At 56.7% G+C, this 24703-nt stretch carries 20 protein-coding genes and 1 pseudogene; 13 read left to right on the top strand and 8 right to left on the bottom strand.

The genetic code is table 11. The features are described 5' to 3' along the window. Positions 1-98: 98 nt before the first annotated feature. A complete protein-coding gene (locus HY010_05210; protein MBI3475108.1) occupies positions 99-299 on the bottom strand; it encodes a hypothetical protein in 201 nt (66 codons plus the stop codon). Between the two features lie 602 nt (positions 300-901). Here HY010_05210 and HY010_05205 point away from each other — a divergent pair. Together HY010_05205 and HY010_05200 are read left to right on the top strand one after the other, a co-directional pair. Continuing rightward, positions 902-1579 carry a Crp/Fnr family transcriptional regulator gene (locus HY010_05205; protein ID MBI3475107.1) on the top strand — a complete coding sequence of 226 codons (678 nt, stop codon included), beginning with the start codon at positions 902-904 and terminating at the stop codon, positions 1577-1579. Positions 1580-1652: 73 nt separating this feature from the next. Further along, positions 1653-1916: a hypothetical protein gene (locus HY010_05200; GenBank protein MBI3475106.1), complete on the top strand. Its 264-nt coding sequence runs from the start codon at positions 1653-1655 to the stop codon at positions 1914-1916. Between the two features lie 12 nt (positions 1917-1928). On the opposite strand, the gene HY010_05195 is transcribed toward HY010_05200, so the two are convergent. Further along, a complete protein-coding gene (locus HY010_05195; protein ID MBI3475105.1) occupies positions 1929-2705 on the bottom strand; it encodes a hypothetical protein in 777 nt (258 codons plus the stop codon). Positions 2706-2949: 244 nt separating this feature from the next. On the opposite strand from HY010_05195, the pseudogene HY010_05190 reads away from it, so the two are divergent. Continuing rightward, positions 2950-4501, top strand: a pseudogene (locus HY010_05190) (B12-binding domain-containing radical SAM protein). Between the two features lie 247 nt (positions 4502-4748). Next, positions 4749-8159, top strand: a complete 3411-nt coding sequence (locus tag HY010_05185) for a PAS domain S-box protein (protein ID MBI3475104.1) — start codon at positions 4749-4751, stop codon at positions 8157-8159. Between the two features lie 27 nt (positions 8160-8186). Here HY010_05185 and HY010_05180 read toward each other — a convergent pair whose 3' ends face one another. Further along, positions 8187-8336, bottom strand: coding sequence for a lmo0937 family membrane protein (locus HY010_05180; protein ID MBI3475103.1), 150 nt, complete (start codon positions 8334-8336; stop codon positions 8187-8189). Positions 8337-8839: 503 nt separating this feature from the next. Between HY010_05180 and HY010_05175 the strand changes: the two genes are divergently transcribed. Further along, positions 8840-9553: a lipid-binding SYLF domain-containing protein gene (locus tag HY010_05175; protein ID MBI3475102.1), complete on the top strand. Its 714-nt coding sequence runs from the start codon at positions 8840-8842 to the stop codon at positions 9551-9553. Between the two features lie 63 nt (positions 9554-9616). Here HY010_05175 and HY010_05170 read toward each other — a convergent pair whose 3' ends face one another. After that, positions 9617-10180, bottom strand: coding sequence for a gluconate 2-dehydrogenase subunit 3 family protein (locus HY010_05170; GenBank protein MBI3475101.1), 564 nt, complete (start codon positions 10178-10180; stop codon positions 9617-9619). 235 nt (positions 10181-10415) lie between these two features. On the opposite strand from HY010_05170, the gene HY010_05165 reads away from it, so the two are divergent. Together HY010_05165 and HY010_05160 are read left to right on the top strand one after the other, a co-directional pair. Beyond that, positions 10416-12098: a GMC family oxidoreductase gene (locus HY010_05165; GenBank protein MBI3475100.1), complete on the top strand. Its 1683-nt coding sequence runs from the start codon at positions 10416-10418 to the stop codon at positions 12096-12098. A 53-nt stretch (positions 12099-12151) separates the two neighbouring features. Next, entirely contained in the window at positions 12152-13183 is a 1032-nt protein-coding gene (locus HY010_05160) for an oxidoreductase (protein MBI3475099.1), read from the top strand. A gap of 25 nt (positions 13184-13208) precedes the next feature. On the opposite strand, the gene HY010_05155 is transcribed toward HY010_05160, so the two are convergent. Continuing rightward, positions 13209-15218: a tetratricopeptide repeat protein gene (locus HY010_05155; GenBank protein MBI3475098.1), complete on the bottom strand. Its 2010-nt coding sequence runs from the start codon at positions 15216-15218 to the stop codon at positions 13209-13211. Positions 15219-15298: 80 nt separating this feature from the next. Here HY010_05155 and HY010_05150 point away from each other — a divergent pair, with 80 nt between their 5' ends. Continuing rightward, the gene (locus HY010_05150) at positions 15299-16420 is read left to right on the top strand and encodes a DUF1624 domain-containing protein (protein ID MBI3475097.1); all 1122 of its coding nucleotides are present in this window, start codon (positions 15299-15301) and stop codon (positions 16418-16420) included. Positions 16421-16538: 118 nt separating this feature from the next. On the opposite strand, the gene HY010_05145 is transcribed toward HY010_05150, so the two are convergent. After that, positions 16539-17114: a hypothetical protein gene (locus HY010_05145; GenBank protein MBI3475096.1), complete on the bottom strand. Its 576-nt coding sequence runs from the start codon at positions 17112-17114 to the stop codon at positions 16539-16541. Beyond that, the gene (locus HY010_05140; protein MBI3475095.1) at positions 17114-18115 is read right to left on the bottom strand and encodes an alpha/beta fold hydrolase; all 1002 of its coding nucleotides are present in this window, start codon (positions 18113-18115) and stop codon (positions 17114-17116) included. The genes HY010_05145 and HY010_05140 overlap by 1 nt, the downstream gene beginning before the upstream one ends. 61 nt (positions 18116-18176) lie before the next feature. Between HY010_05140 and HY010_05135 the strand changes: the two genes are divergently transcribed. Beyond that, positions 18177-18404, top strand: coding sequence for a zinc ribbon domain-containing protein (locus tag HY010_05135; protein MBI3475094.1), 228 nt, complete (start codon positions 18177-18179; stop codon positions 18402-18404). Positions 18405-18617: 213 nt separating this feature from the next. After that, the gene (locus HY010_05130; GenBank protein MBI3475093.1) at positions 18618-18929 is read left to right on the top strand and encodes a hypothetical protein; all 312 of its coding nucleotides are present in this window, start codon (positions 18618-18620) and stop codon (positions 18927-18929) included. On the opposite strand, the gene hemW is transcribed toward HY010_05130, so the two are convergent. Next, the gene (hemW, locus tag HY010_05125) at positions 18926-20134 is read right to left on the bottom strand and encodes a radical SAM family heme chaperone HemW (GenBank protein ID MBI3475092.1); all 1209 of its coding nucleotides are present in this window, start codon (positions 20132-20134) and stop codon (positions 18926-18928) included. The two genes, HY010_05130 and hemW, sit on opposite strands and share 4 nt — an antisense overlap. Positions 20135-20219: 85 nt before the next feature. Here hemW and HY010_05120 point away from each other — a divergent pair, with 85 nt between their 5' ends. The 3 genes from HY010_05120 to HY010_05110 all read left to right on the top strand — a co-directional run bounded on the left by HY010_05120 (position 20220) and on the right by HY010_05110 (position 24690). Beyond that, positions 20220-21467: a beta-ketoacyl-[acyl-carrier-protein] synthase family protein gene (locus HY010_05120; GenBank protein MBI3475091.1), complete on the top strand. Its 1248-nt coding sequence runs from the start codon at positions 20220-20222 to the stop codon at positions 21465-21467. 64 nt (positions 21468-21531) lie between these two features. Then, entirely contained in the window at positions 21532-22665 is a 1134-nt protein-coding gene (locus HY010_05115) for a hypothetical protein (GenBank protein ID MBI3475090.1), read from the top strand. Between the two features lie 78 nt (positions 22666-22743). Then, on the top strand, positions 22744-24690 hold the full coding sequence (locus tag HY010_05110) for an ABC transporter ATP-binding protein (GenBank protein ID MBI3475089.1): 1947 nt from the start codon (positions 22744-22746) through the stop codon (positions 24688-24690). Positions 24691-24703: the final 13 nt, after the last annotated feature.

The following is a 24703-nucleotide window of genomic DNA, read 5'->3' as shown; positions in this document are numbered from 1 at the left end:
GAGAACGAAAAACATCAACCAGCAAGAACCGGCGACCCGGAAAATTGGCTTTCAGACCGGTCCTTAACGACCGGCCCGAAGCCAGGAACAAGATCGAATCAATTCATCGGCACGGTGGAAGGATCGCTGAGCGCAATCAGCTTTCCGGGCGGAAAGTCAGTCTGGCTAAGCGGACTCGCGGGCTCAGGGTTGACGATAGTCAGGATTTCCCCACTCTGAATCCCCCGCACGACCAGGCGGTCACTTGCAATAGCGACGACCCGGTATTGCTCGTCGAAAATTGACTTGGTCGCTTTCATTTCGAGTTAGATGCCGAAATCCACGATCGTGACTCATTACGGAAGATACTGGTCACTTTTGACCAACATGGAAGTACATTGCGTTGCATGATGTAGCTATGAAAGTCACGGAAAAGAAGGTCCTGACGGTTCGCTGCCCTACTTGTGGTGCTAAACCGGGGGAAAAATGCGAACTGAGTACCGGTCTGCCCAGGACCGAGCCCCATCGGGACCGCCGTTTGATTGCTGGAGAGAAGTAGGAACCCAGGAACGGGACGTCGTCGGTACTGGAAAGTTCATGTGGTTTCAACGATTCCGTCCCAAGCGACATAAATTTATGAGCACTTTTGCACAGACTTGCCTTGCCGATTTTTCATAAATTCACCTGCATCTGTCTGTAAAGATGGGGGCAATCGTCTGGAAACACAGGAGCTGTGACTACGCCCCAGGCGCCATGCCCTGGGTGGTGGGCATACGACTCCGCGGGCCAGACTTCAAATGAAGTCATCGATATGCGGCTGGCAGCGCTTACAATCTTGAAAGAAAAGCCGATGGCAACCTCGCGTCGGAAGGCCACGCGCTACGCTGAACAGTTTGACGTACCTCTCGATGGCCCGCTACTTATGACCCTAGTTCGCGTGAGCAAGAAACATCTCCCGTTCAATCCGAAGACTTTCCTTGCCACGATTGGCGAGGGCAGAACGATGCTGACCTTTGCGAAGGGGAGGACCGTCTATACCCAGGGCGATCCAGCGGACGCGGTCTTCTATGTCCAAAAAGGCAAGGTGCGGCTCACGGTTGTTTCCAAGGCCGGCAAAGAAGCCACGATTGCGATCCTTACTGAATCCAGCTTCTTTGGCGAAGGAGCCCTGGCTGGTCAGCTGATGCGCATGGGATCTGCCGAGTCAATGTCGGATTGTGAAATTCTGCGCGTCGAAAAAGGGGCGATGATGTCGGCCTTGCACCGCGAACGCACATTCTCCGACCTGTTCGTCGCCTACCTGCTGGCCCGGAATATCCGGTACGAAGAAGATCTGGTGGACCAGCTCTTCAATTCCAGCGAAAAGAGACTGGCCCGAGTGCTTCTCCTGCTCGCTCATTTCGGCAAAGAAGGCGTTCCGGAAGCGGTAGTTCCCAAGATAAGCCAGGAAACGCTGGCGGAAATGATCGGCACGACTCGCTCACGAGTCAGTTTCTTCATGAACCGCTTTCGCAAGCTCGGATTCATCAACTACTCCGGCGGCATCGATGGTGGCTTGCAAGTCCACAGTTCGCTGCTCAATGTCGTTCTCCACGACTGAAACCCGCTCGCAGGTTCTTTCGTCGAGCCAGCCTGAGCAAAATTGCACAGCTTCGGCATTCCGAATGTGGAAAATGGAACGCGAAGTCCTTCCCCCTTCGAACGGCAAAGGATCCGCCATGAAGATGTTCTTGTATGCAGGTATTCTCTTGATTGTGCTTGGACTCGCATCGCTGGTGGTGCCGATTCCAAGTTCTGAAAAGCAAGGCATCAAGATCGGCGATGCCAACATCGGCGTGCAAACCACTCACAGCGAAAAAGTGTCCCCAATAATTAGCGCCGTGTTGATTGGCGGTGGAATCGCCCTGGCATTTGCCGGCTCGCGCGCGAAAGCCTGAACAGCTACTCGGCTAGTACCCTTTGCCTTTGCTTGAAGTTCCGGACGGTGCCTCGGCTGTGATCTGGTAATCACGGTAGTCAATCGAGAAAGAGGCATGCCCTCCCAGGCGGATCGTACTGGTACTACGGTTGGATAGAGGCAGCCAGAAATTGCCAACTTTCCCATAGACCTGTTGGATCGTCGTATCCTTGGTCCAAAAGGAAGGGTTCTTGGCGGGGGCCGCGTCTATCCGCACGACTGCAAAATCTTCGGCGTCGACCCAGATGCGTCCGCGGTAGAGCAGCTTGTTATTGGTCCGAGGTTCGACCGACAGAATATACGACGGCCCAGTCGGCAAGACTTCAACGCCCGCGAGAGCGAACTGGTAGTTATCGTTATTGAGGGCAACACGAGATTGATTCTCCGCCGTGAGCGCGTCTTGCTCACTCTGTAGCATTCTGCGAAAAACCTTCTCCACCAGAAAGTGCGAGCCAGTTTCCGATCGGATCTTGAATTCCTTCGTGGACGGGGACCGGAACACCACTTCGACCGTGATCTCCGCACTACGAGAACTTGGGAAACCGCGATAGTCCAGCCGATAGACCCGAGTGCCCTTGTAAGAACCCAAGGCCTGCGCGCGTTCCAGATTCCTGCGGACCATGTTGGCAACCACTTGATCCGCGCCTAGAAGTGCGCGAGAGTCCATCGCAACCGCGCTCGCGACCTGGCCACTGAGCGGAAGCGATAAACTGGTCCAGATCGTCAGGATCTGCACGGTCACAAACACGATTTGCAGGCAAAACTTCATCGAATTCCGGGATGTGACGTCCCAGAATAACTGTCCTCTCCACCAGAAAAGTGAGCACTATTGAACAGACTCCCGGATTCGTCAAACATGAGAATGAAGCGTAATCGGGGTGCGTGCTCGGCGTTTCATGTCCAAAACATTGCAGATTGGATTTGCGAATAGCCGCGTGAACGACTAGTCTTGTCGATCGTGCGCACGACTCGTGACGCGCCCGAGTAGTCCAGCCCGAGGAGGGCCTCCCAGCGTGCGCGTGCACCTCGTCAATCCCAGCGATGTTGCTTTTGGCACGGCCGTCATCACTCCCCGCTGGCTGTACGTCCTGGCGGCAGCCACTCCAGCAACTTACGGCGACCCCTCTCTGGTCGATGAAACGTTGGAATCGCTCGATCCCGATCAGATTCAGCCTGGCGATGTAGTGGGCATCGGGATCCACACGGCGAATGCGCTACGCGGCTACAAGATCGGGAAGCTGGCGCGCGCGCGGCGCCTACGTGGTGTTCGGAGGAATCCACGCGACGCTCTATCCGGTGGAAGCCCATGAACTCGGCGGCGCACACGCGGTCGTCAAGGGCGATGGAGACGTGGTCTGGGGACAAGTATTGTTGGACTGCTCCAAGGGCGCACCCATTGCGGTGTATGAAGGCGGACGCATTGACGCCTCGGAGTTCCTGCCTGCCCGTTGGGATCTGGTGCCGCGCAAAAGTTATATGTGGGCATCGGTGCAAACCGTGCGCGGCTGTCCCAAGCACTGTTCATTCTGTTCGGTGTGGCGCACGGATGGACAGAAACCGCGGCAGCGCGGATCGGACGCGGTGATCGAGGAGATCGTCCAGTTGCGGCGGCTGGGATTTCGCTTCATCGCTCTCGCCGACGATAATTTTTATCCCGTAACTCTCACCGATATCCAACTCGCCGAGGCACAACACAATACGCACCGGGTCAACGAACTGAAGGCACTCCGGGCCGAGCGCTTTGCGCTGATGGCGCGCCTCGCGCAGTTGCCCTCCGACACGATCTTCTTTACGCAGATCACCATGGAAGCCGCGGAAGACACCGAATTTCTCGACGCTATGAAAGCCGCCCACATCAAAGGCGCGCTGGTGGGAATCGAATCTGTGACCCCGGAAGGCCTGAAGGATGTGTACAAGGAGTTCAATGCCGCGGGAGTCGACTTGGTGGAACGCCTGCGAACATTCCGCCGTCACGGCGTGTATGTGCTGGGGTCGTTTATTTTTGGTTTGCCGAGCGACCGTCCGGAAACATTCCAGGCCACTGCCACCGCGGCCTCGCAAGCGGAAGTCGCATTTGCTCAGTTTGTGACCCTGACTCCCTACCCCGGTACAGTTGACTTCATCCGCTGGGAAAAGGACTTGGGAGAATCTCCCGTCCAGATTGCGGGTATTCCGATTACGCGGCGCTGGCTCATCCCGCAGGCACTGCGGCCGAAGCTGTACTGGTCGCATCCGACGATGTCCGCGGAGGAAGTCCGCAGCCGCACCCAAGGGGTCTGGGACACGTTCTACAGCCTGAAGTCAATCTGGTTGCGCTCGCGGTTTATCAAGTCGCTGCGCGCCAGGCTGGCATTTGTCCTGATCTCGAAGATCTACCGACAGATGTATGCCGACACCGGAATCGCCACGGACAGTGCGCGCGTATCGCGATCGGCACAGTGGGCTCGCTTGCTCGCCAAACCCTGCCAGAGACTGTTTGCAGGTCCGGCAATGCCTCACCTTAAGCTGCCCGAGGTGTGGAGTGTGCCGGTCCAAAAACCCAGTTCCGCCGAGGCGGCTAACTAGGACCTTCGCTCACTGACCAGCACATAGACATCCCTACAGGCGCCGGCGATTCCTCTCGCCTTCCAGGGAACCTGACTTACTTGGCGTGGTAAATGGACTTGCCAGGCCCAACTCTGCCGTTTGACAAGGTCGAGTGGTCATGGCAGTCTTGCCACCGCAGCATAGCCTGGTTTTTCGCATTTCTGTTCGCCGTTGAGATCATGCGGAGTTTCCGGAGCACCTGGAGACTCGAGGGAGGCGGCCGCAGATGAGCGAACGCAACGCAGAGCTGACCTGGAAGCGTGGGTGGGATCCCTACGTCCTGGCTCTGGGAATTTTGCTTGTCGCGACCCTGAGTGTTGATTCCATCACTCTTTTTTCTGCATCAAGCCGGCAATTCTACAGGGACTATCTTTCCCTCATACCGCTCATCATTCTGGTTAACGTTGCACTGGCAGGCAATGTTCGCCACGCGAAACTGCGCCAGGAGCAACGCTTCTGGACTTGGCTTTTGGCAAGCAATGTCGTGTACCTGGGTGCAGAAATTGCCTTCGCGGTTTTTCGGCACGCAACCGGCCGATTCTCAGGCAATCTACTGGTCACGATCCTCGGCCTTGCCTGTCCGTTGTGCGCGCTGATCGCCTCCGAGCAGCGCCAGGATGCTGGAGTTGACCTTGCGGGGAGTGAATCGCGGTTGCCCGTAAGGCAGGCGGGATATTGGCTTCTGGGCTCCGTACTCTTCGCTTACTTCGATTTGATTCCTGCCGAAATGGGCGCGGTTCAACCGGGGCAGTTTGTCCCGGCTTGGGTAGCGTACCTGGTCCTGGATCTGGTAGTTGCGTTTCGTTACCTCGCACTGTGGCTGAGATGCCCCTCGCGGCCCTGGAAAGCCATCTACGGATTGATCGCCCTGGCATCGGGTTTGTGGTGTCTCTCAGACACCCTGAATGTGCTTGGCGAAGCGCACGTGCTGGAAATGGGATCCGGTACCTGGATGGATGTCACGTTCTTGCTTCCCTTGATCCCAATGCTTCTGTCCACGCGCATCCGCACTGCAGCATCCGCCTCCGAGGCCGACGTACCACGGTCCCGCTCTGCTCCAGTGGAAACCGTCACCTTAACGCCGAGCGGGCTTCTCTTGTTTCTGCTGCCGGCCATGCATATCTGCCTGGGGATTTTCAGCCCGACACCGTACCGATTGGAGGCAGCACGCGGAATTCTGGTTGCCCTGATGATGGTGGTGCTCTACCTGTTGGCGAGAAACGAGAGAAAGGCACTCAATCGATTGCGTGTGGTCGCCGACAAGAAACGAAGTGAAGCCGAGCAGCTGTTTGATCTGATCTTTGAGAACGCTCCTGATGCCTACTACCTGAACGACCTGAAAGGAACCTTCGTCGACGGCAACCGTGCCGCAGAGCAACTGATCGGGTATTCGCGAGAAGAATTGATCGGCAAGAACTTCACCACCTGTGGACTTCTCTCCGGTCCGCACCTCTGCAAGGTGGCGACATTGATGGCGAAAAACACTCTCGGTGTAAACATTGAAACGGGAGAAGAAATCGTACTGAATCGAAAAGATGGGACGCCGATCGAAGTTGAAATTACTGCCTTCCCCGTCGAGGTAGATGGACGAACGCTGGTGTTGGGAATCGCGCGCGACATCAGCCACAGAAAGCGGTTGGAAGAAGAGAGACTGAGTCTCAACGAGCAACTTGAAATCAGGTTGGAGCAACAGACCGCAGAATTGAGAAAGGCCGAAGCGCGTTTTCGCATGTTGGTGGAACAATCCCTGGCCGGCATCTATCTATTGGAGGGAAAAGAAGGCCGCGTGAGCTACGTCAATCCCAGGGCGGCGGAGATTTTCGGCTTTACGCAGGAGGAGATGGTGGGCCAGCGGGCCGTAGACATCGTCACGGAACAAGACCGCCCGATGATGGAGGAGAACATTCGCAGGCGCATCGACGGCGTTGAGCCGAGCATCCGCGCCACGTATCGATGCCGCCACAAGAACGGCAGTCTGCTGGATGTGGAGGTTCATGGCGCTCGAACGGATTTTGATGGCCGGCCCGCAATCCTCGGGGTGGCAATTGACATTACCGAACCCAAGCGGGTGGAGCGAGCGTTACGCGAAGCGGAGGAAAAATACCACGAGATATTCGACAACGCAGTGGTGGGAATTTTCCAGACGACGCCGGACGGACACTACATAAGCGCCAACTATGCGCTCGCGACCATGTATGGCTATACCTCTCCGGAAGAACTCATGTCCATCGTCCAGGACATCGAGCACCAGGAATATGTCGATCCGAGGCGGCGACGCCAATTGATGCAACTGCTGGAACGAGATGGTATCGTTCGGGATTTTGCGTTTGAGATCTACCGGAAAGACGGCAGTCACGGCTGGGTTTCAGAGAATTCGCGGGCCGTGCGCGATGCCAGCGGCAACATCCTGTACTACGAGGGAACACAGGAAGACATTACCGATCGCAAACTTCTGGAGCGGCAGTTACTGGCATCGCAAAAACTGGAAGCCACCGGACTCCTGGCCGGTGGGATTGCTCACGACTTCAATAACATCCTGAACATCGTCATGGGATACGCGCAGTTGCTGCTTGATCCGGATGCGTCGCCGGCACTCGCCCACAAAGGCCTGACGAACATTCTTGAAACGAGCAAGCGGGGCGCGGCACTCACACAACAACTGCTTGCTTTTGGCCGCAAGCAAACGCTGCAGCTGCGGGCGATCGACTTAACCAGAACGTTATCCGAGGTCCATGAAATTCTTGGCCGTGTGATGGGCGAAGATATCAAGATCGTCACCGAGGCTCACCTGCCAGGCGCGGCGATCATGGCCGATCTGAATCAAATTGAACGCATGCTCATCAATCTCGCGATCAACGCTCGAGAGGCAATGCCCGAGGGCGGCCGCTTTGTGATGCAGATCGACAAAGCGAACGGAGAGGAAATCCAGCTACGTTCCGAATCGGGCGACCCACAACGAGACTACGTTCACCTCACCGTCAGCGATACCGGCTGCGGGATGGACGCAGAGACTCTCAACCATATCTTCCAGCCCTTCTTTACAACCAAACCTCGCGGAAAGGGCACTGGATTGGGTCTGGCGCAAGTGTATGGCATCGTCATGCAGTGCAATGGCAGCATTTCCGCCACCAGCCAGCTCGGCCAAGGGACAGCCTTCCACATTTATTTCCCAATGGTGGACGCAGTCCCTGAAGCAAGGCAACGCGAAACAGTTATTCCCGCCGTCGACGGAAGCGGCACGATTTTGCTGGTGGAAGACGAGAATCTGCTACGAGAATTGATTCGAATCTATTTGGAGAATTCCGGCTTTCACGTGCTGGAGGCCGATACTCCCGCCCACGCTCTGGAAGTTGCAGGAACATACGGGAAGCCAATCGACCTGCTGGTGACGGATGTCATCATGCCGGGTATGAACGGGCGACAACTTGCCGAGGCGATGATGGCGACCCATCCCGCTCTCAAAGTCGTCTACATGTCAGGATACAGCGACGACAAGCTAGCCCTGGCGGGCATCCGCGACAGCGAAACCACGCTTGTGCAGAAACCTTTTGCTCTGGAAGAACTGGCAAGCAAGATTCGTCAAAAAGTGGCCGAAGTCCCAGGGTGGGACACAGATTTCAATTCAAAGTCCGCTTAGAACAATCCATGCCTGAATCCCGACGTCTCAACTGGCGCTTCGGCGGCCACTCAACAGGTTTACGATCAGGACCACCAAAGCGATCACCAGCAACAGGTGAATCAGGCTTCCACCCACGTGCAGACTAAAACCGAGTAACCACAATATTCCCAACACTACGAAAATTGTCCAAAGCATCGTTAGGGTCCCCTCAACTATTCCTGTGGTAGGTCTTTCCGGTCAACTTGAATTGCTTTCAGAGGCTTGCCACATTCCATGCACAACCGTCTGGAGCGCGGAGTGATCAGCCCGCAAAACGGACACATTCTTTGCGACGCATAGTCTTTGCCTGGTCGGCTCAGTCCCGCTATAACACCAGAGAATCTGCGTCCGACGGAGGCGGCTAGTCTTTGCACACGGTCGGCAAAGCGACGTAGGTCAGAATCCATCCGCCCTCCTTTGTTATCTTGCCTGCTTGCCGGCAATGTTCTATGCCAGGTCGACAGTTCCGGCTCGGTCTGGCACACTCACCATGCCAGAACCCACGCTGTGATTCTGAGTCGGATTGCTCAGTAATTTGAATTTGAATCGGCGATCATGCAATGGAGACGAGCACTTCTTCTCTCTCTTTCGGGTCCTCTGAACTAAGTCAGCACACCTGAAGTCCGCCCCTCTTAGCAGTACGCCTAAAGGAAACAACAATGAAAAAAGTAATCTCTATGCTGACGATGTGTGTCCTGACCCTGATGGGAACCTACGCCTGGGCGGGTTCGGCCCGCGAGGACACGGTGGCTCGGCTGCAATCGTCGGTCGACGTCCTGCACGCAGTGATGGCCGCGCCGGACAAAGGTATTCCCGAAGAAGTTCTGAGCAATGCAAAGTGCATCATGGTGGTACCCGACCTGATCAAAGGCGGCTTCATTTTTGGTGGCAAACACGGGCGCGGCGTCGCATCGTGCCGTACGTCTGACGCCTGGAGCGCACCCGCATTCGTCTCCATCGGGGGCGGGAGTTGGGGACTGCAGATTGGCGTTGAAGGCGTAGACCTGGTCATGCTGGTCATGAATGACCGCGGCCTTCAGCATTTGCTTTCCAGCAAGTTCGCGCTCAGCGGTGAAGGATCGGTCGCAGCAGGCCCAGTTGGACGTCATGCTTCCGCCGGCACCGACTGGAAGATGAACACGGAGATGCTGACCTACTCGCGCTCGAAGGGCGTGTTCGCCGGCCTGACCCTGGAAGGTGCCGTGATCGAACAGGACAACGACTCAACGCGCGCGATCTATGGCAAGAACATGCGGTTCCGCAACATTCTTTCGGGCAAAGTCCCAACGCCCCAAAGTGCGGAAGCCTTCATGCATGCGGTTTCAAACGCCGGACAACAGGCGAAGACTGCGGAACTAAACGACCAGAAGTAGTTTCAGCAGGTTGTAACAGGTTGTGGGGACCGGAGCCGTATTGGTTCCGGTCCTCACGGTCGTTTATGAAGTGCATTCAGGGAAGGTCCGGAAAGCGTGTTGGCTGGTCCAACCCAATTCCCGCATTCCTTCTTCAGACGAGTAATACGCCAGCGATATCCATTCTTTCAGATCCTCAAAATGCTTCTGCTGCACCGGGTCAGCTGAGACGCTGGTGAGCAGTTGCTCTTTTTCGCTTGCCGTCAACTGACCGAACCCACGCGTGAACTTCTCCTGGCTCGCGGTTTGTATCGTGGCGAGTGACGCGAGAAACTTCTCCCCGCTTTCCTTTGTGTCGACGCTCAGGAGAAGATCGATGAACCGGTTCACTTGCGCCTTGGTGGACCCGGGCACGATGGTTTCCGCAAGGTCGACCAGCGTCTGGTTCTGTTGAGCATTCAAGAACAGGGGCTTCCAATCCGCCGCGTGATCGACCGCATCGGCGCGGTCGAGCGTACCGCCATCCTTCAGAAGCGCGTGCAGCGGGTGCGACGATGCAACGACCGGCCAGACAGCTCCGGCGGCAATGCCTGCGAAGAGCTTCTCCACCATCTCGCGTCGCGTCAATTTCTGGATTTCCGTTATCATTCCTATTACCCTTGTGGATATTCGTGCCAGCAAATTGGTCGCATACTATCACTCGCGTTCGCTGGTAACAACTGTGGAGCGTACTGCCTGGCGTCCTTTGGGGTATTTCGTCGGTGATTTTGAGGTTGAGAGCCTGCCTCTTGGCCCAGAACATTTCTTGGCGCAATCAGCGCTGCGGTCATTCTTTCTTTGACCCCGTTCCTCCAACTTGTTAGCATTCGCCTTCGGAAACTCTATGCCTGCGAAGAGCAAAACGTCGTTTGATGTACTGGTGGTTGGGTCGGGAGCATCCGGCGGCTGGGCGTGCAAACGTCTCGCGGAAGCCGGATTGAAAGTTGCGCTGCTGGAGGCCGGGCGTCCGCAGAGTGACGCCAATTTTTCGGAACACAAGCCGGCCTTTGCGTTGAAATATCGCAATCTCGCGCCGGAGACTCTCCGCAAGACGCGCCCGGTTCAATCGAAATTCGACGTCTGCAACGAATACACCCACGACTGGTTCGTGAACGATATCGAAGAGCCCTACACCACGCCCAAGGACAAACCATTTGACTGGATGGGCCGTGTGCGCATGACGGGTGGTCGTACGAATGTCTGGGGCCGCGTCAGCCTGCGTTTTAGCGAATCGGATTTCAAGGCCGCCTCGCAGGACGGCTACGGCGAAGATTGGCCGCTGGGATACAAGGATCTTTCCCCGTATTACGATCTGGTTGAAAAATATGTCGGCGTAACCGGCATGGCCGAGGGACTAGAGCACCTGCCGGACGGCCAGTTTCAGCCTCCCATGCCTCTCACGTGTCACGAATCTTCCTTTCGGGATCGCGTGAAAGAAAAAATGGGCCGCACGGTAACGCTGGCACGCGCTGCCAATCTGACTCGTCCGCTCAATGGACGCGGTGCGTGTCACTACTGTGGTCCGTGCGAACGCGGCTGCGTGACTCACTCCTACTTCAACTCCGCGTTCACGACCGTAGCCGACGCAGTTGCGTCGGGCAATTGCACTCTGATTACAAACGCCATGGTCCACAAAGTCCTCATGGACCCGGAGAATAATCGCGCGCGCGGCGTGCTCTACGTCGATCGCCAGACTCGGCAACCCCACGAAGTCACCGCGCGGGTGGTGATTCTCTGTGCGCAGGCGCAGGAATCGGTTCGCATTCTTTTCAATTCCGAAACGTCGCAACATCCAGGGGGCCTGGGCAATTCCAGCGGCGTGCTCGGACATTATCTGACCGCGCATGTCCGTAGCGGTGGCGGCAGTGGCAACTTCCCTGCTCTGGGAGAAAAGCCGTCGCGTGGTGGGCCGATCAGGCCAACCGGAATTTATGTTGCGCGTTTCCGGAATCTCAAAGGTCAGCCTCCTCAAAAGAAATTTCTGCGCGGCTTTGGATACGAGGGCGAATCAAGCCTGGACTTCAATTGGGGCGCGGCCGGATTCGGGGACGCCTACAAGAAGTCGCTTCTGGAGCCGCGCGCAGCGCTGGAAATCACCGGTTTCGGCGAAGTGCTACCGCGCTGGGACAACTTCGTTGAAATTGATCCGGCGGTGAAGGACGTCTACGGAATCCCCGTGCTCAAGATCCACATGTCCGATGGCGAAAATGAGCGGGCGATGATCCAGGATATGGGCGATTCTGCGGGCGAGATGCTCGAGGCCGCGGGCGCGACCAATATCAAGACCTACGCCAACCCGTCCGCACCCCGATGGGCACTGCATGAAGCCGGCATGGCGCGCATGGGTTCTGATCCGAAGAAATCCGTGCTCAACCAGTTTCAGCAGACCCATGACATCAAGAATCTTTTTGTGATGGACGCTTCCGGCTTTACATCGAATCCTTGTCAGAATCCCACACTGACGATCATGGCACTATGCGTGCGCTCTTGCGACTACGTGATGCAGGAACTGAAACAGGGCGCGTGAGTTTTTCGGAAATAGGAGACGCGGCAAGCCGCGTCTCTACATATAATCCTGCCGTGCGCTCCCTAACGATCGTAATTTTCCTGTCGGCCTATGCCGTCGCTCAACGCTGGGTAGTGCAGACCACCGGCGTGGATACCAACCTGCGCGGGATGAGCGCCCAGTACGCCTCCGTCGATGGAAAGCGTGCGGTAATCCTTTGGGCAGCGGGATCCAACGGCGTTCTGTTGCGTTCGAACGACGGAGGCGCAAACTGGAAACAACTGAACATACCCGGGGGCACTGATCTCGACTTTCGCGACGTCGAAGGCTTCGGCGCTAACACGGCATACGTGATGTCGAGCGGTGAAAAAGGCAAGTCCCGCATCTACAAAACAACGGATAGTGGCGCAAATTGGAAGATGCAATATTCTGACGAACGTCCGGGGTTTTTCCTCGATGCACTTGCCTGCGATTCGGAACTTCATTGCGTCGCTCTCAGCGATCCGGTGGATGGAAAGTTTCTGGTTGTGAGCACGAACGATGGCGAACACTGGAACGAGTTGCCGCGTGATCAAATGCCTGCTGCCCTGGCCGGCGAAGGTGGATTCGCTGGCAGCGGCACTACGATCGCACTCTGCGGTCATGGCGACATCGTCTTCGGCACCGGGGGAGGACGAGTCGTGCGCGTCATTCACTCCTCCGATCGAAGCCACTCCTGGAAGGCCACGGAAACTCCATTAGCCAGCAACAATCCTTCCAGTGGGATCTTCAGTATTACGTGCAGCGGAAAGTCCATTGTGGCGGTGGGCGGAGACTACAAAGAACCGGCTTCTGCGAAACAAGGTGCAATCTATTCAAACGATTTTGGCGTAACTTGGCACTTATCTGAGTCTGAGGCTGGAGGCTACCGATCTGCGGTTGCCTATGGCCCTCATCGAACTCTCGTGGCGGTCGGCCCGAATGGCAGCGACATCTCAACCGATGGCGGCAGACATTGGAAGACATTCGACCACCAACCCTTCAACGCTGCCATCTTTTCGCACAATTCGGGCTGGGCCGCCGGACCGAAGGGAACCATCGCGATATTAAAGACCGGCGAGAAGTGAAGGCGCCGGACATCCGGATCAAACTCTATTGCACTTCCACCGAGACCAGTTCCCCACCGTTCGTGCCCACTGCGCGGTAGTTCACGGATGCAATGCGGTTTCGCCAATCACACGAGAACTGATCTTCGCCAATTACCAGCATGGTCTTGTAGTCGGAGGTATGCATCTTGTACGTCTTCATTCCGACCAGAAATGTAATCACCGCGTCGGGAGGTTTTGAGCAGTCGCTCGCGACCAATTTGCCTTTCATGTGCTGTACCGGTCCCGTCGTACCGGGCTTGGGAGGAGCTGGTTTCGGAGGTGCGTCATCGTCGTCATCACTGCCGGAACTACTCACGGCGGCAGGGGTGCTGGCGGCTCCATCCGGCGTCCGAGTCTCGCCGGCACGTTGCGGACGAATTCCATATTTCTGCAGAGACGCTAAATCATCAAGTTGACGTTTCGCGGCTGTCGCCACGCGCGGATCTCCCGAGGTCTTTAGCCTCGTGAAAAGGTCTCGGGCGGGATCCCATTTTTTTGCCGCCACGTAGATCTGACCCAGATTGAATTGATATTCAAGATTACGAGGCGAAAGCGAAACCGCCAATCGTTGCGCCTCCAGCGCGGAATTAATACCCCCACCTTCCACTCTCGCCATACCCAGCATGTTGTAGGCTTCGGCGAACTCCGGATACCAGTCCAGAACCGCGCGCAGGTCCTGCATCATGTTGGCGAGACCCTGCATTTCACGATGTGTTTCTTCCGCCTGGCGATACTTTAGAACGGCGCGGTAGTACCAGGTCCATGGGTCGCGCGGATTGAGTGCTGTCGCCCGGTCGAGTTCGTCCACGGCCTGATCGAATTTCTTTTGTGAAATGTGATCCCACGCGATCGCCCGGCGAGCGGTTTCATTGTCTTTCGGATCGTCCGTGAGTTGCTGCAATTCCTGCAATGCCTGATCACGGCGCTCTGGAATCCGAGCCATTACGTCTCCGATCACCGCGCGCGCCTCGACGTCAGTGACTTCACCGACGGTCATTCCAATCTCATCTTCGCCAAACGGGGCCGGCATATGAAGGGGCTGCGACACATCGGCATTGGACGTTTCAACGTTCGGCTGCTTCGAGCGATCCAGCGCGACACCCAAATTGCTCAGAGAACGAAAATGCGCCTTGACAGCTTCCTCTAGCGTCGCAGGAGTCAGATCAAAAGCCTGTACGATCGCCTTGTCTACGGGCACTTTCTGATTCAAAACGAGATCAAAATACACGCCGGTTTCCGGCAGCTTGTTCTTGTTGATCAGGTAGTGGACCGTCATCCACGCCTGCGCGTAGTAGAGGGTGTGGTGAGTTCCCTCTCGCGCGCCCGATCCATCATGCTTCATGGCGAAGAGATCGACCATGCTCAGCCACACGGGCGAACTGACGAGTTGGGTGAGGGACTGTGGTGTATTGGGATTGCGCGTCAGATTCTCGAAAGCGTCTTCATACCATTCGGACGTCATTTCGGGATCGCCGCCTATGTCCACGCCCTTGTTGTCGATTCTGAGTGAACCAAAATATTCCGCGAACCCCTCGTCGAACCATCCTTGCGCCGGCGGGTAGTTGTAATTCATCAGGTAGTGCGCCAGGGGATGCGCAATCGCCCGCCATGGATCGGGCTCGAAAAGATTCAATACGATGTAAACCTGATCGCTCCCAGGCACGTAAAAGCCCTTCGCCATATTTTGTTTCGTGGGAGCGACCAGCCCAAAATACTTGTCGCTCTTCAAAGCCACCACAGTAATGGGCAGCGGCATTTTCAATTTGTCCCGCATCAACAATTGTCCAAAGAGAGAGCGCATCTGTTCCATGCGCAGCGCCACTTCACGGCCACGTTTCTCGCCGGCATCGGTCAATACATTGAAATGCGCCGTGTGAACTTCCTGCCACTTTGGTTCATCCTTCGCGCAGACGGGGGCGGCAGAAAAAACGATCGCCAGAAAGGAAGCCAGGGCCGAACCGAAGGTGAGACAGTGCGTCATGGCGGGAGTGCCTGCGAAAATGCTAGCACGCATTTTCCGAACGCACCCTGCGCACCGGCGACTATTTCGATGCCCAACTGACCGGATTGCCCGTTTGCCACTAGACTAATCGCGTGCCAAAGCCCCCTGGCTCCCGCCTCGCATGGATCGATTGGATGCGCGGCCTCGCTTGTTTACTGATGTTTCAGACGCATTGTTACGATTCCTGGCTTGGCGGAGACGCTCGCGAGGGCGATTTTCTGATGTACTCGCAGCTTGGTGGGACGCTTCCGGCTCCGCTCTTTCTCTTCCTTGCGGGTATTTCATTCGCACTCGTCGCTGACAAACTGGTTCGCAAGAATGTCGCTGCGGGAGAGATCACTCGCATCATGTTGCGCCGTGGTGCCGAAGTGTTTGCTTTCGGAATTCTCTTCCGCTTGCAGGAATATCTGATTTCCTGGGGCTGGGCGCCATGGACGGATTTGCTGCGCGTTGACGTCCTCAACATGATCGGAATTTCCATGATGTTGATGGCGCTCGCCTGCGGAGTCGCGGTTCATTTTGCCGATCCGGAGCAGCGCCGATCTCGTTTGATAGGGACGGCCGTGGCAGCCGCAGCTTTCATTGCTTTGCTGGCGCCTCCGCTCTGGACGAACTGGCGCCCCGCATGGCTTCCGTGGCCGATCGAATCCTATGTGAACGGCGTGCACAATCTGGGCGCACCCCAACCTTGGCTATTCCCCGTTTTTCCTTGGACGGCCTTTGCCTTCGCCGGCCTCGCAACCGGATTCGTTCTGTTCAGCGACTGGGGCCGCGACCATGCAGCCAGGCTTCTCGCGATCTGCGGGAGCGCGGGCATCGGCATGATTGCCGTCGCATGGTGGTTCGACCATTCCCCCGTGCAGATCTACTCGGTGTACGACTACTGGCATACCAGTCCCAATTTCCTCCTGATGCGCGTAGGTCTTCTGCTCATAATTGCGTTTCTGAGTTACGCGTGGTGCCGCTGGGGGCTGGGAGCGCGAGGGTTCAGTCCGTTGATCCAACTGGGTCAAACTTCCCTGCTTGTTTACTGGGTTCACATCGAGTTCGTCTACGGGCGAGTTTCGATCTTGCCGAAAAGATCAAACGATATTCGGACGGCTTCCATCGGGATGCTGGTGATTTTTCTCATGATGCTGGCGTTGTCGATGCTGCGGACACGGATTGACTGGAAAGCGGTGCTGCATCGCCCGAAAAAAGGCTTGTCATCCTGAGCGAAGCGAAGGACCTGCTGTCTCGGGCGCATGGAAAAACAGGTTCTTCGCTTTGCTCAGAATGACAACTCCTAGTGTGGGGATGAAAATCCGAAGACGACGGATGACTTCTTACGATTTACGTCAACCCCGCCGCCGACAGTTGCAGTGCAGCATTGCCGACTAGTTTCAGTCCAATCTCCCAATTGAGACGCGCTCTCGCCTCGTCATCACCGAAACCATTGACATAAACAGTGCAGAAACAGCCTTCCGACACCTTTCCTCCGTCCTCGTAGAAGGCCCGTCGGACGCAGAGTTCCGCCGACGAAGCAATCTCCGGAGTCCGCCGGAGCAATTCGACGAAGCGTCTCGCAAAGAGTTCGTGAAGCTCCAGGGAATCGCGTTGATCGACGCGCACAAATACCAGGTCGACATAACTGGCGAACTTGCACAAGGCTCCGAAGACGTCTTCCTCTGGACTTAACTCCTCCGTCGACCAGGCATCGCACTTCGCGCTTTCAAACATGCTGGTTGGCAAATTGACGACACGCAGGAAATCGCCGAGCTCCGGAAAATGATTCGCCTCCTCGATGCGCGTCAGCAATTCCGGATGGCGCTTCACGTCGGTATAGACAAGTCTTCCCTCCGGATCCTTCCAAGGAAAATCCAGCACTGGATCTTCGCGCCCCAGTTCGATGGAGAAATCGGCGTCCATCAGATTCCACGCAGGAAATTCACGATTTGTGTCTCGGCCCAGAAACCATCACCAGCACCGTTCCGGGTTCCAATGAAGGCACAGTGGCCGCCATCTTCGGTCTCGATGAACTTGATGTGCGGGTTATGTGCGATCTTCTGCCGCGTCTCCGGCAAGATGCGAATGAAAGGATCATTCGCAGCGTGCAGGATTAACGCCGGCGCCGTGATTTTTCCAACCACATTCGATGCAGAAGCTCTTGCATAGTAATCGTCTGCACCGTTGAAGCCGCAGTAGTACGACGTGATCTGATGATCGAAGTCCCTGAGACTGCGCATGCCGTGCATACGCCCGACATCGAAGTGACCGGGAAATAGTTTCGCTTTGCGGATCATCCGGCGTTTCAGGTTGAAGAGAAAGTATTTTTCGTAGAGCCGGTTTGCAGGTTCGTGCAACGCATCTGCCGACGCAGCCAGATCCATCGAAGGACAACACGCGGCCACGGCACGGAATTGAGTTGGGGCATCTCCCCGCCCGCCCCACTCGCCGGCGAGTTTCAGAACCAGGTTCCCGCCCATGGAAAAACCAACCAGCGCGAATTGAGAAATACGATCGCGCTCAATCGATTCACGTGCTACGGCCGCGACGTCGTCCGACAAGCCCGAATGGTAAAGAACCGGAGCCATCGCATCCGTGCCTCCGCAATTGCGCTGGTTGTAGCGCACGACGTTCATGCCGGCAGCCAGAGCTTTTTCGGCGACTCCGAGTGCATATTGCGAATCGCTTGATCCTTCCAGGCCGTGAACGATGATGATGGTCAGAGGCTTGGTGCGATCGGCCTGCCAGTGACAGTGACACAGAACCTGAATGCCGGGAGCTACTTCAATGAACCGTTCTTCCGGCGCGGGCAAATTGAAATGGCGAGGCAGAAGAAAACTGGCGACCGTTTGAACGTGTCCGCCGCGCAACCAGCGTCGCGGCACGAACGGCTCTGTCTTTCCGGTTGATTGCGGAGACCCCACCTACTGATTTTAAATAGAGATTAGGTTTTGAGTAGTAAGGTACTTCAGCGAGGAGTTGCGCATGCCGATCTTCGAATATATCTGCCAGGAATGTAAGCATGAGTTTGAAGCGTTGGTGATGGGCAAGGACAAACCTGCTTGTCCAAAATGCCAGAGCAAGAAGCTCGCGACCCAGCTGTCAGTTTTTGCCGCCCCCGCCAAGGGAAGCGGCGCTCCTGCCATGTCGGCAGGGCCCTGTGGTTCTTGCGGCGATCCTCGCGGGCCGGGCTCGTGCTCGTTCAACAACTAGGGCAGGACTTCCGCACACAGGAGACGCGGCAAGCTGCGTCTCAACGGCCGCATTTTCTTCGCGCACCAGGTTTCGCCATCCCGGCAAATCAGGCTCCCAGAGCGCTTTTTCCTGTCTTTCAAGTCTCATCGGTAACCGGTTACCCGGTGACCGGCGTGACGTTTCCACGCCCCACCTTCCTCGCTATGATCGCTACGCATCGGGAAGGCTGGCATGGACCGCCGCAAGGAATACAGGCTGGACATGGAGTTATCGGTACAGATCTGGGGCGTCGATCGGAACGCGCGCCCTTTTGCCGAACTAGTCAGGGCTACCGGTGTGAGCGAATCCGGCGCCGTCCTTCTCGATGTCCATTCCAAACTGAATCCGGGTGAAGTTCTCGACGTGCAGCACGAAGCCCGGCGGGCGCAATTTCGCGTGGTCTGGTCGAGACCGGGAGAAATTGGCATTCAATCATTGCCGTGCGAGAACCCCATATTTGGAGTTGGAATGCCGAAGACGCTCGCCATGGCAGGAGCTGGCTAAACCACCGCGGACGCAGGTCCGACGGTCGATTCCTCCGTCAGAAATCTTTCGAACACTTCGTTTGAGAGCAGGCGCCCTCGGCTCGTCAGGCAGATTCTCGTTCCTTGAGGTTCCAGCAATCCTTCGCGGACGCATTCTTCAATCGCCTTCTCGCCATCTGCAAGTCTATTTTCGCCAAATTGAGCACGCAGTTTCCCAAGATCGATTCCCTGATTCAGGCGCAGGCCGAGGAAGAAGCATTCTTCGAGCGCTGCCCGCTCCGAGACTGGAGTAACCGGGCGCGGCCCGCGATTCATGTAAGCGTCGAGCGAGTCGGGTACGGAGAAGCGAACTGCCCGCGTGCCCGTGGCACGATCAGTCGCCAACATCGAGTGCGCGTCGACGCCGAATCCTAGGTAGGGCTGGCGTGTCCAATATTTCAGGTTGTGGCGCGATTCAAATCCGGTACGCGCGAAATTTGAAATCTCGTATTGCGCGATCCCGGCCGCGTTCAGCGTCTGGCAAGCCTGCAGATAGAAATCGGAAGTCGCTTCGTCATCCGGCACGAAGTGGGCGTGATAGCGCGTGCCGCCGGCAATCAGTTCCCGTCCCAGTCGAGAATCTTCATCCACCTCGAGCATGTAGACGCTCGTGTGCGGAACTCCGGTGGCGATTGCTTCGTTGAGAGAGAGAGTCCAACTCTCGGCAGTCTGATGAGGCAGCCCGGCAATCAGGTCGACGTTGATGTTGTGGAGTCCGGCTGCTCGGAGACGAGCGATTTCCTCCAAAACAATAGCGCGTGTGTGAAGACGGCCGACCGATTGCGCTTCCTTGTCCACGAAGGATTGCACTCCCAGGCTGACGCGATTCACTCCGCACGCGAGTAGGGTTTCGATCAACGACGGACTCAGCGTTCCCGGAGCACATTCCACCGTAATTTCAGCTGCAGGATCCACAGTGAATTGCTCTCGCAACGCCGTGAAGATTCGCTGTAATTGGTCCCCAGAGAGAATCGAGGGCGTGCCCCCGCCCAGATAAATCGAGTCAACCGTTTCCGGCAGCGTGCATCCAAGCTCAGAAGCGAGGCGTCGTGCGGCCGTGATGTCTTCGAGCAGGCGCGCCACGTAGCTTTCGTACGCGCCTTTAGAGAAGACATCGGACGCGAAGTTGCAGTAGCTGCACTTGGTGCGGCAGAACGGCACCGACAGATAGAGGCCCAAAGTCATCGTCTTCTGTATTCTATGGGACCGCGGAACTTTGTCTGCTCTCGTTGACAACTCCTCGGACCCGTTGAGGTACCTTATAACGACCATGAAACGCGTAGTCATCACTGGAATGGGAGTTGTTTCTCCCAACGGCATCGGCAAGCCAGCCTTCTGCCGCGCCATTCTTGCCGGAACGTCCGGCGTAAAGAAAATCACGCGTTTCGATCCGTCGTTCTTGCCCGTGCATGCGGCCGGCGAAATTCAAGGCTTCGACGAACTCGCCTATGTGGATGCGCGCGAGCGCAAACACGTTTCACGATCCGTGCCGCTCGCGGTCGCGGCATCCGCGGAAGCAATCGCAGATGCTGGACTCGATCCAAAGAATATGTCGCAAGACGAGAAGCGCGAGATTGGCGTGATCCTCGGCACGGGCGGCGGAGCGCAGGAATTCACTGAAGAACAATATCGTTTATGGCACACGGGACACGTCAAGCAGGCAAGCGTGTTCTGCATTCCGTCCGGCACCATGGGGACGCTTTCCAGCGAAATTTCGATGCGCTTCGGATTTCGCGGACCCAGCCACGTAGTCACGACTAACTGCACTTCATCCACTGACGCACTCGGCTACTCGCTCGACCAAATCCGGATGGGCAATCTTCCCCTGATGCTGGCGGGAGGTGTCGATACTCCGCTCAGCCCTGCCACTGTGAAGGCCTACACGCTTCTGCGCGCGCTGACTCCGCTGTGGAATGACGCGCCCGAACGCGCATCGCGTCCTTTTTCGGCCGACCGCAGCGGCTTCGTGCTCGCCGAGGGTTCCTGGATGTTTGTCCTCGAGGAATATGAACGTGCGCGCGCACGGGGAGCACATATTTACGCCGAACTGGCAGGATATGGATCCACCTGCGAAGCGTTGCATCGCGTGCGACTCGGGGAAGACGGCGAAGAACCAGCCCGCGCTATCACCCTCGCGCTTGAAGACGCGGGAGCCGCACCGGAACAAGTCGATTACGTAAATCTGCACGGAACTTCGACCGAACTCAACGATCGCGTGGAGACTCGCGCCGTGAAGCTGGCCCTCGGTGATCGCGCAAAGAAGATTCCAACATCAGCATTGAAGTCGCAGATTGGCCATCCGCAAGGCGCTTCCGGCGCGGCTGGAGTTGCAGCCACGCTGATTGCCATGAAGCACAATCGGATCCCTCCCACCATCAATCTCGAACAGCCCGACCCCGCCTGCGACTTGGACTACGTTCCCGACGTGGGACGCAAAGCCGACATCAATCACGCTGTTTGTAATTGCGTGGGATTTGGTTCCAAGAATTCGGCGCTGGTGCTCCGAAGAGTGAGTTAGCCCGCCCGTGCACGGCGCTATTCGGTAACGATGAACGAGAATTTCCGTGGTCTAATATCGGTTGATGGGGCGCACTCAAACAATCCTGCTGGTGCTTGGATTGTTGATCGCTCAGTCAGTCCACTCGCAGACAAGCACACCTGCATCCCAGGCTGAACCTGCTACTTATCTCCTCCGCCTTGAGCGTACGGGCTATCTGCGATCCGTCTGTGTCCTGCTGGCCGCGAATGGAGACTATCATCTCGAACGCAAGGCCGCACAGATGCACGTCCAACGTCGCGCTACACAAAGAGTCCGTGTTTTCGAAGGAAAACTCTCTGGAGGAGAGCTACGCGAAATCGAGCGTATCGTTTCAGTCGATGCTCTTGTCAAATTCGACGAGAAACAGATTCCAGACCTGATGATGAAGTCCGCCGACGAACGTGTGTTGTTGGACATTTCTCGCCTCGGTTCCTGGCAACAAATCGTTTTTCCAGATTCGGCCTCCCGCGCGCCTTTCCACGATCTATTGGACCCGCTTCTGACCTGGCTCGATACAGTCAAGAACAGGAAAGCGCGCGAACTTTCCGAAGATGCGGGGCGCAACAACTGCTTGCCGCCACGCAAAATAGAATTTTCGCAGCGCAAGCCAATCCAGCCGGAAGAACCTCATCCGCGCCCTTCGATCAGCGTACCCGCGATTCCGTCGCCCGCTCCCGCCGTGACGCGGGAGAACTCCACTTTACTGATGTACAACAATCGCTTCGAGGGCGACCGAACTGAAGTTACATGTCTGCTCGTGTCCCCATCGGGCGGCTACCATCTGGTGCAACAATCGAAAAATCTGAGCAATGGGATGAGCGCTGCAGTTCTAGACGGCTCCCTCACCCCGTCGCAACTGAACTCGCTGCGAGAAATTCTTGACGACCCGGTGCTGGTGAATTTGCCGGAAGAGGCAGTGGAAGGCGAACTGGTCCCAACTGACGGCGGTTACGTCGTTAAGCTGGTGATACCGCGCGCAGGAAAGACGCAAAACATCCTGGCATGGAAATCGTACCGGATCACAAATCAAATCATGTCGCAAGCGATGGAAGACCATGGAACCAAATCCCTGGCTCCTCTGCGACAGTGGCTCAAAGCCAACATCAACGAGAAAGCTGCGGCGCCGACCGTGACCCCTCCCAACCCGCGCTGCCTGCCCAGCGGACAACCTTTCTAGCCAGCAAGCTTTTCCATCCGAATCGCCCTTCCCGCCATCTATTTAAGGTAATCTTTTACTTAGTTCCTTCACTGCCCGATGGCCTCCAACCAGGAAGAAGAAGTACTCGGCAAAGCGTATGACGGCCGGCTGATGCGGCGGCTGCTTACCTACTTGCGGCCGTACAAGTGGCATGTGGGGATCGCTCTGCTGTCGATCGTGCTGAAGTCAGGATTGGACGTGCTCGGTCCTTTCCTCACCAAGATTGCCGTCGATAAATATCTCGCGAAGTCACCCGACTCGCACTCGTGGATCGGCGACCGCTTGAGCAGTACGCCTCTCACCGGTATCGCTCAAATCGGCAGTATTTATGTGGGAATCCTGATCTCCACATTCATTCTGGAATATGTGCAGACCTACACCATGCAGTGGACCGGACAGAAAGTCATGTTCGATCTGCGCAAACAGATCTTCCGTCACCTGCAGCATATTCATATCGGCTTCTTCGACAAGAATCCGGTCGGACGGCTGGTCACGCGCGTCACCACCGATGTGGACGCCCTGAACGAAATGTTTACGGCAGGCGTCGTCTCGATCTTCGAAGACGTCTTTGTGCTGGCCGGCATTGTCGGCATCATGTTGAACATGAATTGGCGGCTGGCTTTGATCACATTTGCCGCGCTCCCGCTCATCGTCTACGCCACCAAGATTTTCCGGGACAAGGTTCGCGACTCCTACCGACGCATTCGAACGGCTATTGCCCGCATCAATTCCTATTTGCAGGAAGCCGTATCAGGCATGCTGGTCCTGCAGCTTTTCAATCGCGAGAAGCGCGCGTTCAAACAGTTCTCCGACATCAATGCCAGCCACATGGAAGCGTTCAAGGACGCCATCCTGGCATACGCGGTCTACTATCCTGTCGTCGAAATTCTTTCGGCGTTGGCGATTGCGTCGATCCTCTGGTTTGGCGGACTGGGAGTGCCCAAACTGGTGACACTCGGTGTCCTGGTGGCGTTTATACAGTACGCGCAGCGCTTCTTCCGTCCGATTCAGGATCTGAGCGAGAAGTACAACATCCTGCAATCGGCCATGGCCGCCGGCGAGCGCGTTTTCAAACTGCTGGACGCGCCAGTGGAAGTAATGTCTCCCGCAGTCCCGAAAAAACCGCAAGGCCCCGGCCGTGTCGAATTCGATCACGTCTGGTTCGCCTACAGAAGTGTTGATGTGGGGACAGGTCTTCGACCTGTCCAGGCCGGGCAAAGCCCGGCAGCAGATCATGGCAAGTCGGCCGGGCCCGACTGGGTGCTGCGCGATGTCAGTTTCGTACTTGATCCCGGAGAGACCGTTGCCGTGGTCGGCCACACTGGCGCGGGCAAGACAACGCTCATTTCTCTGCTGATGCGTTTCTATGACGTACAGAAAGGCGCCATCCGCATCGATGGCGTCGACATCAAAGAGATGGACTTGAAAGACCTGCGCTCCCGCTTCGGCGTGGTCTTGCAGGATCCATTCTTGTTCTCGGGAACGGTGGCCGGAAATATTCGCCTCGGCACGGCCGGAATCGATGATGCGGACGTCGAGCGCGCCGCCGAAGAAGTCAACCTCGCCGATTTCATCCGCACACTGCCCGGCGGATTTCAGGAAGAAGTGCGCGAGCGCGGATCAACGCTTTCCACTGGTCAGAAACAACTCATCTCCTTCGCGAGAGCGCTGGCGCACGATCCTAAAATTCTGATCCTCGACGAAGCAACTTCCAGCGTCGACACAGAAACCGAATTCCGCGTCCGTGACGCGCTCAGTCGCATGGTGGAAGGCCGCACGTCATTGATCATCGCGCACCGTCTATCGACCATCCAGCGCGCCGACAAGATCATCGTCATGCACAAAGGGCAGGTCCGCGAAATGGGATCGCACCAGCAACTGCTGGCCCAGCGCGGAATTTACTACAAGCTTTACCAGTTGCAGTACAAAGACCAGGAAGTCAGTGTGGCGCGGGCGCCCTCGCCCGCGAACCTGCCTGAGATGGGCGTGCGCGGGGACGACTAAGTCCGTGTCCCAA

It is taken from the genome of Acidobacteriota bacterium (assembly GCA_016196065.1).
Classification (GTDB): domain Bacteria; phylum Acidobacteriota; class Terriglobia; order Terriglobales; family Acidobacteriaceae; genus Acidiflorens.
The sequence above is the reverse complement of the archived record's forward strand: the minus strand, read 5'-3'. Positions and strand labels throughout refer to the sequence as shown.

Excerpts from the sequence above, each read along its gene's own strand:
- HY010_05210 (MBI3475108.1), bottom strand. The coding sequence starts at position 299 with ATGAAAGCGACCAAGTCAATTTTCGACGAGCAATACCGGGTCGTCGCT.
- HY010_05155 (MBI3475098.1), bottom strand. The coding sequence starts at position 15,218 with ATGCGTGCTAGCATTTTCGCAGGCACTCCCGCCATGACGCACTGTCTC.
- HY010_05175 (MBI3475102.1), top strand. The coding sequence starts at position 8,840 with ATGAAAAAAGTAATCTCTATGCTGACGATGTGTGTCCTGACCCTGATG.
- HY010_05135 (MBI3475094.1), top strand. The coding sequence starts at position 18,177 with ATGCCGATCTTCGAATATATCTGCCAGGAATGTAAGCATGAGTTTGAA.
- HY010_05195 (MBI3475105.1), bottom strand. The coding sequence starts at position 2,705 with ATGAAGTTTTGCCTGCAAATCGTGTTTGTGACCGTGCAGATCCTGACG.
- HY010_05200 (MBI3475106.1), top strand. The coding sequence starts at position 1,653 with ATGGAACGCGAAGTCCTTCCCCCTTCGAACGGCAAAGGATCCGCCATG.
- HY010_05170 (MBI3475101.1), bottom strand. The coding sequence starts at position 10,180 with ATGATAACGGAAATCCAGAAATTGACGCGACGCGAGATGGTGGAGAAG.
- HY010_05130 (MBI3475093.1), top strand. The coding sequence starts at position 18,618 with ATGGACCGCCGCAAGGAATACAGGCTGGACATGGAGTTATCGGTACAG.
- HY010_05185 (MBI3475104.1), top strand. The coding sequence starts at position 4,749 with ATGAGCGAACGCAACGCAGAGCTGACCTGGAAGCGTGGGTGGGATCCC.
- hemW (MBI3475092.1), bottom strand. The coding sequence starts at position 20,134 with ATGACTTTGGGCCTCTATCTGTCGGTGCCGTTCTGCCGCACCAAGTGC.
- HY010_05205 (MBI3475107.1), top strand. The coding sequence starts at position 902 with ATGACCCTAGTTCGCGTGAGCAAGAAACATCTCCCGTTCAATCCGAAG.
- HY010_05110 (MBI3475089.1), top strand. The coding sequence starts at position 22,744 with ATGGCCTCCAACCAGGAAGAAGAAGTACTCGGCAAAGCGTATGACGGC.
- HY010_05145 (MBI3475096.1), bottom strand. The coding sequence starts at position 17,114 with ATGGACGCCGATTTCTCCATCGAACTGGGGCGCGAAGATCCAGTGCTG.
- HY010_05165 (MBI3475100.1), top strand. The coding sequence starts at position 10,416 with ATGCCTGCGAAGAGCAAAACGTCGTTTGATGTACTGGTGGTTGGGTCG.
- HY010_05115 (MBI3475090.1), top strand. The coding sequence starts at position 21,532 with ATGGGGCGCACTCAAACAATCCTGCTGGTGCTTGGATTGTTGATCGCT.
- HY010_05120 (MBI3475091.1), top strand. The coding sequence starts at position 20,220 with ATGAAACGCGTAGTCATCACTGGAATGGGAGTTGTTTCTCCCAACGGC.
- HY010_05180 (MBI3475103.1), bottom strand. The coding sequence starts at position 8,336 with ATGCTTTGGACAATTTTCGTAGTGTTGGGAATATTGTGGTTACTCGGT.